This is a genomic window from Pseudomonas sp. RW407, assembly GCF_003176655.1.
Classification (GTDB): Bacteria; Pseudomonadota; Gammaproteobacteria; order Pseudomonadales; family Pseudomonadaceae; genus Pseudomonas; species Pseudomonas delhiensis.
Genome location: NZ_QGSL01000088.1, coordinates 751,841 through 760,245, shown reverse-complemented (window position 1 = coordinate 760,245; position 8,405 = coordinate 751,841). Strand labels below are relative to the sequence as shown.

Sequence of the window (8,405 nt, the reverse complement as noted above, 5' to 3'; positions counted from 1 at the left end):
CAACGCCTTCGCCGACCGGCCCTCCATCAGCATCCACGTCTACGGCGCCAACATCGGCGCGGTGCGGCGTGCCGTCTATACCGCCGAAGGTGAGGAAAAGCCCTTCATCTCCGGCTATTCCAACAGCCAGTTGCCCAATATCTGGGACCTGTCGAAAGAGAACCCCGCATGAGCCAGATCGCCCGCCGTACCTTCCACGACATCCGCGCCGCCCTCCTCGCCCGCCGCGAGCTGGCGCTGCTGGACGTGCGCGAGGAAGACCCCTTCGCCCAGGCGCACCCGCTGTTCGCCGCCAACGTGCCGCTGTCCAGGCTGGAACTGGAGGTCTACGCCCGCGTGCCGCGCCGCGATACGCCCGTCACCGTCTACGACGACGGCGAGGGCCTGGCCGAAGTCGCCGCACAGCGCCTGCTCGACCTGGGCTACAGCGACGTGGCCCTGCTCGACGGCGGCCTGGCCGGCTGGCGCGACGCCGGCGGCGAGCTGTTCAAGGACGTCAACGTGCCGAGCAAATCCTTCGGCGAGCTGGTGGAGGCCGAGCGCCACACCCCGTCGCTGGCCGCCGAGGACGTGCAGGCGCTGCTCGACGCCAAGGCCGACGTGGTGGTGCTGGACGCCCGCCGCTTCGACGAATACCAGACCATGAGCATCCCCACCGGCATCAGCGTGCCCGGCGCCGAGCTGGTGCTGCGCGTCGCCGAGCTGGCGCCCAGCCCGGCCACCCGGGTGATCGTCAACTGCGCCGGACGCACCCGCAGCATCATCGGCACCCAGTCGCTGGTGAACGCCGGCATCGCCAACCCGGTGTCGGCGCTGCGCAACGGCACCATCGGCTGGACGCTGGCCGGCCAGCGACTGGAGCACGGCCAGGCGCGGCGCTTCGGCGAGGTCTCCAGCGCCACCCGCGCAGCCGCCGCCCAGCGCGCCCGCGCCGTGGCCGACCGCGCAGGCGTGGCGCGCACTGACCTGGCCGGCCTGCGCCAGTGGCAGGCCGAGGCCGGGCGCACCACCTACCTGTTCGACGTGCGCACCCCGGAGGAATACGAGGCCGGCCACCTGCCCGGCTCGCGCTCCACCCCCGGCGGCCAGCTGGTGCAGGAGACCGACCACGTCGCCAGCGTGCGCGGCGCGCGCCTGGTGCTGCTGGACGACGACGGCGTGCGCGCCAACATGAGCGCCTCCTGGCTGGCCCAGATGGGCTGGGAGGTGGCGGTGCTGGACGGGCTGTCCACCGCCGACTTCGGCGAGAAGGGCGCCTGGGCCGCCCCGCTGCCGCCGCAGCCGCAGGCCGAAACCATCGCCCCGCAGACCCTCGCCGAGTGGCTGCGCGAGCCCGGCACCCGGGTGCTCGACTTCACCGCCAGCGCCAACTACGTGAAACGCCACATTCCCGGCGCCGCCTGGGCCCTGCGCAGCCAGTTGAAGGAAGCGCTGGCGCAGCTGGGCGCGGCCGAACGCTATGTGCTCACCTGCGGCAGCAGCCTGCTGGCGCGCTTCGCCGTACCGCAGGTGCAGGCGCTGAGCGGCAAGCCGGTGTTCCTGCTCGAAGGCGGCACCGCGGCCTGGGTCGCCGCCGGCCTGCCGACCGAGGAAGGCGAGCGCCTGCTGGCCGCGCCGCGCATCGACCGCTACCGCCGCCCCTACGAGGGCACCGACAACCCGCGCGAGGCCATGCAGGGCTACCTGGACTGGGAATTCGGCCTGGTCGAGCAGCTCGGCCGCGATGGCACCCACGGCTTTTTCGTCATCTGAGGCGCCGCCACTCATCGACGTCTGTCGGTGAGTGGCGAAAAAATGACCACCTGTCGGCTGGCCGCGAAAGTGATGGGAATTTTGACGTTCTGAGGTGTCTTAGCCTGCGGAGGTGCCACCATGAACGTCACCCACCGCTACGCCATCCACTACCGGCTGCGCGAACAGCCGCGCCGGCTGATCCACGAGTGGTCCGAGGAGCCCAACGAGTTCCTCGCCCTGCTGCAGGTCCTGCTGCACCTGGCGCAGGAGACCGGCGAGGACCCCACCGGGCTGACCGACGCCCCCCTGGACCCCAACCTGATCCCCAACCTGCGGCACAGCGCCGATCGCGTGGGGGTCACCCGCGTGCGCATCGTCCCGATCAACTGAGCCGGCTCAGGCCGCCTCGCGCCGCCGCCACTGCGGCAGGCTGATCAACACCACCGCCCCGATGATCACCGCCATCGCCAGCGCCTCCGGCCAGCCGATGTGCTCGCCGGCGAACAGCACCCCGAGCAGCACGGCCACCGCCGGGTTGACGAAGGCATAGCTGGTGGCCGCCGCCGGGCGCACGTTGGCCAGCAGGTAGACGTAGGCGCTGAAGGCGATGATCGAACCGAACACCACCAGGTAGCCCAGCGCCAGCCAGCCGCGCAGGTCCGGCAGTTGCTGCAGGTGCTCGCCGGAAAGCTGGCTGCCGATCAGCAGCGCGGCGCCGCCCACCAGCATCTCCAGCGCACTGGCCATGGGCCCGGCCGGCAGGTCCAGGCGCCGGCTCCACACCGAACCGAAGGCCCAGGCCGCGGCGGCGAAGAGGATCAGCGCGGCGCCCGCCGGGCTGCCCTGCAGGTTGGAGCCGAGGTTGAGCAGCACGATGCCGCACAGCCCCAGGCCAATGCCACCCCACTCCAGCAGGCTGTTGCGCTGGCCGAACAGGCGCGCGAACACCAGGGTGAACAGCGGCACCGTGGCCACCGCCAGGGCGGCGACGCCCGAGGCCACGCCCCAGTGCTCGGCCACCGTCACCCCGCCGTTGCCGCAGCTGAGCAGGAGCACGCCGATGACCCCGGCGTTCAGCCACTGCCGCCCGCTGGGCAGCGGCGCGCCGCGGTACAGCGCCCAGGCCAGCAGCAGCGCGCCGGCGATGACGAAGCGACAGCCGGCCATCAGCATCGGCGGCCAGATTTCCACGCCGATGCGGATCACCAGGTAGGTCGAGCCCCAGATGAAGTAGAGGGCGAAGAAGGCAGCGATCAGCGTCAGCGAGACGCGGGCTTTGGGCATGGGCATGACGGACATGGCAGCGGGCTCGACAAGTGGGTCGTAGCGCCTCATTTTATTAAGTGCTCCTGTGCCCTATAAGGCACAGAGAACGCATTATCTGGCGTAACACTTTTCTTTCGACGGATTTTCACCAGGAAAGCCATCGATTCCACAGACGAGAAAAACCGATGGACAAATACGACCGCGCACTGCTCGCCGCCCTGCTGGAAAACGGCCGCCTGTCCTTCGCCGAGCTGGCCCGGCGCATCAACCTCTCGCCCCCGGCGGTGGCCGACCGCGTGGCGCGCCTGGAAGCCGAGGGGGTGATCACCGGCTACCACGCCAGCGTAGACCTGACCAAGCTCGGCCGCCCGATCCAGTGCCTGATCGAACTGCGCCTGAACGACCACCGCGGCGCCCTGCAGCTGCAACGCCTGACGGAAATCCCCCAGGTGCTCGACTGCTACCGGGTGACCGGCGAATCCTGCGTGATGCTGCGGGTGACGGTGACCAGCACCGCCGAGCTGGAAGAGCTGATCGACCAACTGGCGCAGCATGGGGCGAGCAAGACTTCGCTGATCCTCTCGACCACGCTGGATGGGCGGGTGCATCCGGCGATGTTGCAGGGGGGGTAAAAAGAGGCTGCAAGCTGCAAGCTGCAAGCTGCAAGCTGCAAGCTGCAAGCTGCAAGCTGCAAGCTGCAAGCTGCAAGCTGCAAGCGAGCAGGATGGGGCGCTCTTCGTAGGAGCGAGCTTGCTCGCGAACAGTGCTTGCCGGCGGGCTTGGGAGTTGGGCTGTAGAGCGCCCTCTCCCTAACCCTCTCCCTGAAGGGAGAGGGGACCGTTCGGCGTGCTTGGCTGTTATGGAGTTAGCCGGCAGCACTAAGGTTCTCAGCTGAAACCATTTGTTCTCTCGGCACGGACAAGCCCCTTCTCCCTTCAGGGAGAGGGCTGGGGAGAGGGGACGGAGTCGACCTGAGACGATAGCGCTGCCGGGAGAGGCTGTTCGCGAGCAAGCTCGCTCCTACAAAAAACGAAACGCCCAGCCACGCAAAAAAGAGGCGGTGCCGCTCGCACGGCACCGCCCTAAGTCACGGAGTTGCTGTTACATCGTGGGCCGGCCAGGGCCGCCCGATGTATTGGATTACTTTTCCACGATCGCGGTCACACCTTGCCCGCCCGCGGCGCAGATCGAGATCAGCCCGCGCCCTTTCCCGGCCGCGTCCAGCAGCTTGGCCAGGTTGGCGACGATGCGCCCGCCGGTGGCGGCGAAGGGGTGGCCGGCGGCCAGGGAGCTGCCCTTGACGTTGAGCTTGCCGCGGTCGATCGAGCCCAGCGGCGCGTCCAGGCCGAGGCGGGTCTTGCAGTATTCCGCGTCTTCCCAGGCCTTGAGGGTGCACAGCACCTGGGCGGCGAAGGCTTCGTGGATTTCGTAGTAGTCGAAGTCCTGCAGGCTCAGGCCATTGCGCGCCAGCAGCCGCGGCACGGCGTAGACCGGCGCCATCAGCAGGCCCTCGGCGCCCTCGCCGACGAAGTTCACCGCCGCCGCCTCGCCGTCGCGGAAGTACGCCAGGATCGGCAGGCCGCGCGCTTTCGCCCAGTCCTCGCTGGCCAGCAGTACCACCGAGGCGCCGTCGGTCAGCGGCGTGGAGTTGGCCGCCGTCAGGGTGCCGCGCGGGCCCTTCTCGAACACCGGCTTGAGGGTGCCGAGCTTCTCCAGGTTGATGTCCGGGCGCAGGTTCTGGTCGCGGGTCAGGCCGCGGAACGGCGTCATCAGGTCGTTCTGCCAGCCCTCGGCGTAGGCCGCGGCCAGCTTGATGTGGCTTTCGTAGGCGAGCCTGTCCTGCTCGTCGCGGGGGATCTGCCAGGTCTGCGCCATCAGCTCGCAGTGCTCGCCCATGGACAACCCGGTGCGCGGCTCGCCGTTGCGCGGGATATGCGGCATCAGGTGGCGCGGGCGGATCTTCAGCAGGCTCTTGAGCTTGTCGCCGTTGGACTTGCCGCGGTTGGCCTCCAGCAGGATGCGCCGCAGCCCCTCGTTGACGCCGATGGGCGCGTCGGAGGTGGTGTCCACGCCGCCGGCGATGCCGCACTCGATCTGCCCCAGGGCGATCTTGTTGGCCACCAGGATCGCCGCCTCGAGGCCGGTGCCGCAGGCCTGCTGGACGTCGTAGGCCGGGGTTTCCGCGGCCAGGCGGGTGCCCAGCACGCATTCGCGGGTCAGGTTGAAATCCCGCGAGTGCTTCAGCACCGCGCCGGCCACCACCTCGCCCAGGCGCTCGCCATGCAGGTTGTAGCGCTCGATCAGGCCGTCCAGGGCGCTGGTGAGCATCTCCTGGTTGCTCGCCGTGGCGTAGACGGTATTGGAGCGGGCGAAGGGGATACGGTTGCCGCCGACGATGGCGACCCGTCGGGTCTGGGTCATGCAAGGCTCCTTGCGGGCTGAGCGGGTTGTGGCGCACAGGCTAACCTTAGCCGGTCCCGTCGCATTGGCCGCCCCGCCATGGCGCAGGTCAGCGCGGTCAATTGCGCGGAACCGGTGCCTGCGTAGAGTGGTCGGCACTTCGAGTATCCGTGCAGGAGCCCCCGTCCATGACCGATCGCTACATCGCCTTCGCCAACTCCAACGTCGGCCGCCGCCTGGTCGGCGCCTTCGGCCTGCCCGCGCCGGTACGCCTGGAACGCTGGAGCGCCGGGCGCACCCGGCCGGTGGACGGCGCCCTGCTGCTGGGCGGGGTGGGCAACCTGGGCGAGGCCGTGCTGGGCTTCAGCCAGCGCCTGACCGATGCCGTCTACGCCGCCGTGGAAGGCCAGTACGGCCTGCCGCGCTGGACCGCCGAGCACGGCCCGAAGCTCAAGGCCATGGTGTTCGACGCCAGCGGCCTGGCCGGCTTCGACCAGCTGATCGAACTGCGCAACTTCTTCCAGGGCGCCCTCAAGGGCCTGGACCTGTGCCCCCACGTGGTCATCCTCGGGCGCGCCCCGGAAACCCTGAAGGACCCGGTCGCCGCCAGCGTGCAGCGCAGCCTGGAAGGCTTCAGCCGTTCCCTGGGCAAGGAAATCCGCCGCGGCGGCAACGTGCAGCTGCTGTACGTCGGCAAGGGCGCCGAGGACCAGCTCGAAGGCGCCCTGCGCTTCTTCCTCTCGCCCAGGAGCGCCTACGTTTCCGGCCAGGTGATCCGCCTTTCGGCCTACGCCGGGCAGGTGCAGGACTGGAGCCGCCCGCTGGTGGGCAAGCGCGCCCTGGTCACGGGCGCCGCCCGCGGCATAGGCGCGGCCATCGCCGAAACCCTGGCCCGCGACGGCGCCGAGGTGGTGCTGCTCGACGTGCCGCCGGCCAAGGACGCCCTCGACGCCCTGGCCGCGCGCCTGGGCGGCCAGGGCGTGGCCCTGGACATCTGCGCGCCGGACGCCGGCGAGAAGCTGGTGGAAGCGCTGCCCGAGGGCGTCGACATCGTGGTGCACAACGCCGGCATCACCCGCGACAAGACGGTGGCGAAGATGAGCGAGGCGTTCTGGAGCTCGGTGATCGACGTCAACCTCAAGGCCCCGCAGGTGCTCACCCAGGCCCTGCTGGACGCCGGCAAGCTGCACGACGACGGCCGCGTGGTGCTGCTGGCCTCCATCAGCGGCATCGCCGGCAACCTCGGGCAGACCAACTACGCGGTGAGCAAGGCCGGCCTGATCGGCCTGGCCCAGGCCTGGGCCCCGGCGCTGGGCAAGAAGGGCATCAGCATCAACGCGGTGGCCCCGGGCTTCATCGAGACGCAGATGACCGCGGCCATCCCCCTGACCATCCGCGAGGCCGGCCGACGCATGAACTCCATGGGCCAGGGCGGCCTGCCCCAGGACGTGGCCGAGGCCGTGGCCTGGTTCGCCCAGCCGGGCAGCGGGGCGGTGAGTGGGCAGGTGTTGCGGGTTTGCGGGCAGAGTTTGCTGGGGGCGTGAGGGCCGGCTCTGCCGGGGGCGCGGATGAGTCCTACGTTATTTCCAGGTGACCTGGGTGTTTCGGTCGAACTCCGCCCCTCTCCCTAACCCTCTCCCTGAAGGGAGAGGGGACCGTTCGGAGCGCTTGGATACTCTGGAGTCAGCCGGCTAGCACAGAGGTTTCCGGCGGAAACCATCACCTTTCTCGGCACGGACTAGCCCCCTCTCCCTTCAGGGCGGGGCGCGCAGCCGAGGGCTGGGGAGAGGGTGCTCTTCAAGGCAAGCACCGAAACCACCGGCAGAACAGCGTTCGCGAGCAAGCTCGCTCCTACGAAGAGCAGGTTTCGGCTAGCCGCCTCATGCCTTCCCGCGCTTGCGGAACTCCACCGGCGTCTCCCCCACCCAGCGCTTGAAAGCTCGGTAGAAGGTACTCGGCTCGGAAAACCCAGTACGCTCGACGATCACCTCGATGCGCTCGTCGGTCTTCAGCAGCAGCTCCTTGGCCAACCGGCAACGATAGTCGGTAACCAGGTCGTTGAAGCGCACCCCGGCCATGGCCAGGCGTTCGCGCAGGCGCCGGGCCGGCATGTCCAGGCGCGCGGCCACCTGCTCCAGGGTGGCGCCGCCGTCCACCAGCAGCTCGCCGATCAGCTCGCGCACCTTGCGCACCAGGTCCAGGCGCTCCACTTCCGCCAGCTGCCGGCGCGCCAGCGATTCGTGCATGCGCAGCAGCTCCGGCGCGGCGTGGCGCGAGGGCTTGTCCAGCACCGCGGCGTCGAACTCCAGGGCGTAGCGCTCGGCGCCCAGGCGCACCGGGCAGCCATAGACCTGTCGATAACGTTCGGCGGGGGCGCCCTGCTCGTGCATCAGCTGCACCTCGCGGGGCCTGAAGTCGCCTTCGGTGAGCGCGTGGAACAGGCGGATCACCGCGCCGGCGAGCATTTCCGGGAAGTGCCGGTTGGTGCCGGCGCTGTGGCCGAGCAGCAGCACGGCGCGCTCGCCTTCCACTTCCAGGCGGGCGTTGAGGGTGTCGGAGAGCAGGCGCACGTAGCGCAGGGCGTGGCGCAGGCCTTCGCCGAAGGTGGCGCTGGAGAGGAACAGGTATTCCAGCAGCAGGCCGTGGAAGGCCGGCAGGTGCCCGGCCAGGTACAGGCCGACGTGTTCTTCGCCGCATTCCTCGGCGGCGGCCTTCCAGAACAGGTTCTGCGCGCTATGGGGGAAGCGCCCGGCCGGCAGGGCGCCCGGCGGCAGGCCAACCCGGGCGAGCACACGGTCGGGATCGCTGCCGCTGGCGCGCAGCGCGTCGATCACCGGGCGCATCAGCGCCACATCGTCGGTCAGATCGTGCATGGTATTTATTCTGGTTATCCATGAAGCGGGCCCATCTTAGGCAGCTTTCCCACCGCCTCTCAAGTAACACGCCATGGCAGCGGTCGATTTATCCACAAGCCCCATGCCAGAGCCGCCGATTGACCGGCCTGC

General features: G+C 69.5%; 7 protein-coding genes and 1 pseudogene. 5 read left to right on the top strand and 3 right to left on the bottom strand.

The genetic code is table 11. From position 1 onward, the window contains the following. The 3 genes and pseudogenes from DK254_RS09975 to DK254_RS09965 form a co-directional block, all read left to right on the top strand. Positions 1-172 (top strand): annotated as a pseudogene (locus tag DK254_RS09975) (3-mercaptopropionate dioxygenase); the annotation flags it as partial. Then, positions 169-1,752, top strand: coding sequence for a rhodanese homology domain-containing protein (locus DK254_RS09970; RefSeq protein ID WP_109933647.1), 1,584 nt, complete (start codon positions 169-171; stop codon positions 1,750-1,752). The pseudogene DK254_RS09975 and the gene DK254_RS09970, both read left to right, overlap by 4 nt. Before the next feature lie 120 nt (positions 1,753-1,872). Continuing rightward, the gene (locus DK254_RS09965; protein ID WP_089390137.1) at positions 1,873-2,124 is read left to right on the top strand and encodes a hypothetical protein; all 252 of its coding nucleotides are present in this window, start codon (positions 1,873-1,875) and stop codon (positions 2,122-2,124) included. 6 nt (positions 2,125-2,130) lie between these two features. Here DK254_RS09965 and yedA read toward each other — a convergent pair whose 3' ends face one another. Next, the gene (yedA, locus tag DK254_RS09960; protein ID WP_109933974.1) at positions 2,131-3,018 is read right to left on the bottom strand and encodes a drug/metabolite exporter YedA; all 888 of its coding nucleotides are present in this window, start codon (positions 3,016-3,018) and stop codon (positions 2,131-2,133) included. Between the two features lie 167 nt (positions 3,019-3,185). Between yedA and DK254_RS09955 the strand changes: the two genes are divergently transcribed. Next, positions 3,186-3,632, top strand: a complete 447-nt coding sequence (locus tag DK254_RS09955; RefSeq protein WP_089390136.1) for an Lrp/AsnC family transcriptional regulator — start codon at positions 3,186-3,188, stop codon at positions 3,630-3,632. Between the two features lie 508 nt (positions 3,633-4,140). On the opposite strand, the gene DK254_RS09950 is transcribed toward DK254_RS09955, so the two are convergent. After that, on the bottom strand, positions 4,141-5,421 hold the full coding sequence (locus DK254_RS09950; protein ID WP_109933646.1) for an acetyl-CoA C-acetyltransferase: 1,281 nt from the start codon (positions 5,419-5,421) through the stop codon (positions 4,141-4,143). A gap of 167 nt (positions 5,422-5,588) precedes the next feature. Here DK254_RS09950 and DK254_RS09945 point away from each other — a divergent pair, with 167 nt between their 5' ends. Further along, a complete protein-coding gene (locus DK254_RS09945) occupies positions 5,589-6,944 on the top strand; it encodes a 3-oxoacyl-ACP reductase (RefSeq protein ID WP_109933645.1) in 1,356 nt (451 codons plus the stop codon). Positions 6,945-7,280: 336 nt separating this feature from the next. Here DK254_RS09945 and DK254_RS09940 read toward each other — a convergent pair whose 3' ends face one another. Then, the gene (locus tag DK254_RS09940) at positions 7,281-8,273 is read right to left on the bottom strand and encodes an AraC family transcriptional regulator (protein ID WP_109933644.1); all 993 of its coding nucleotides are present in this window, start codon (positions 8,271-8,273) and stop codon (positions 7,281-7,283) included. Between the last annotated feature and the right edge of the window lie 132 nt (positions 8,274-8,405).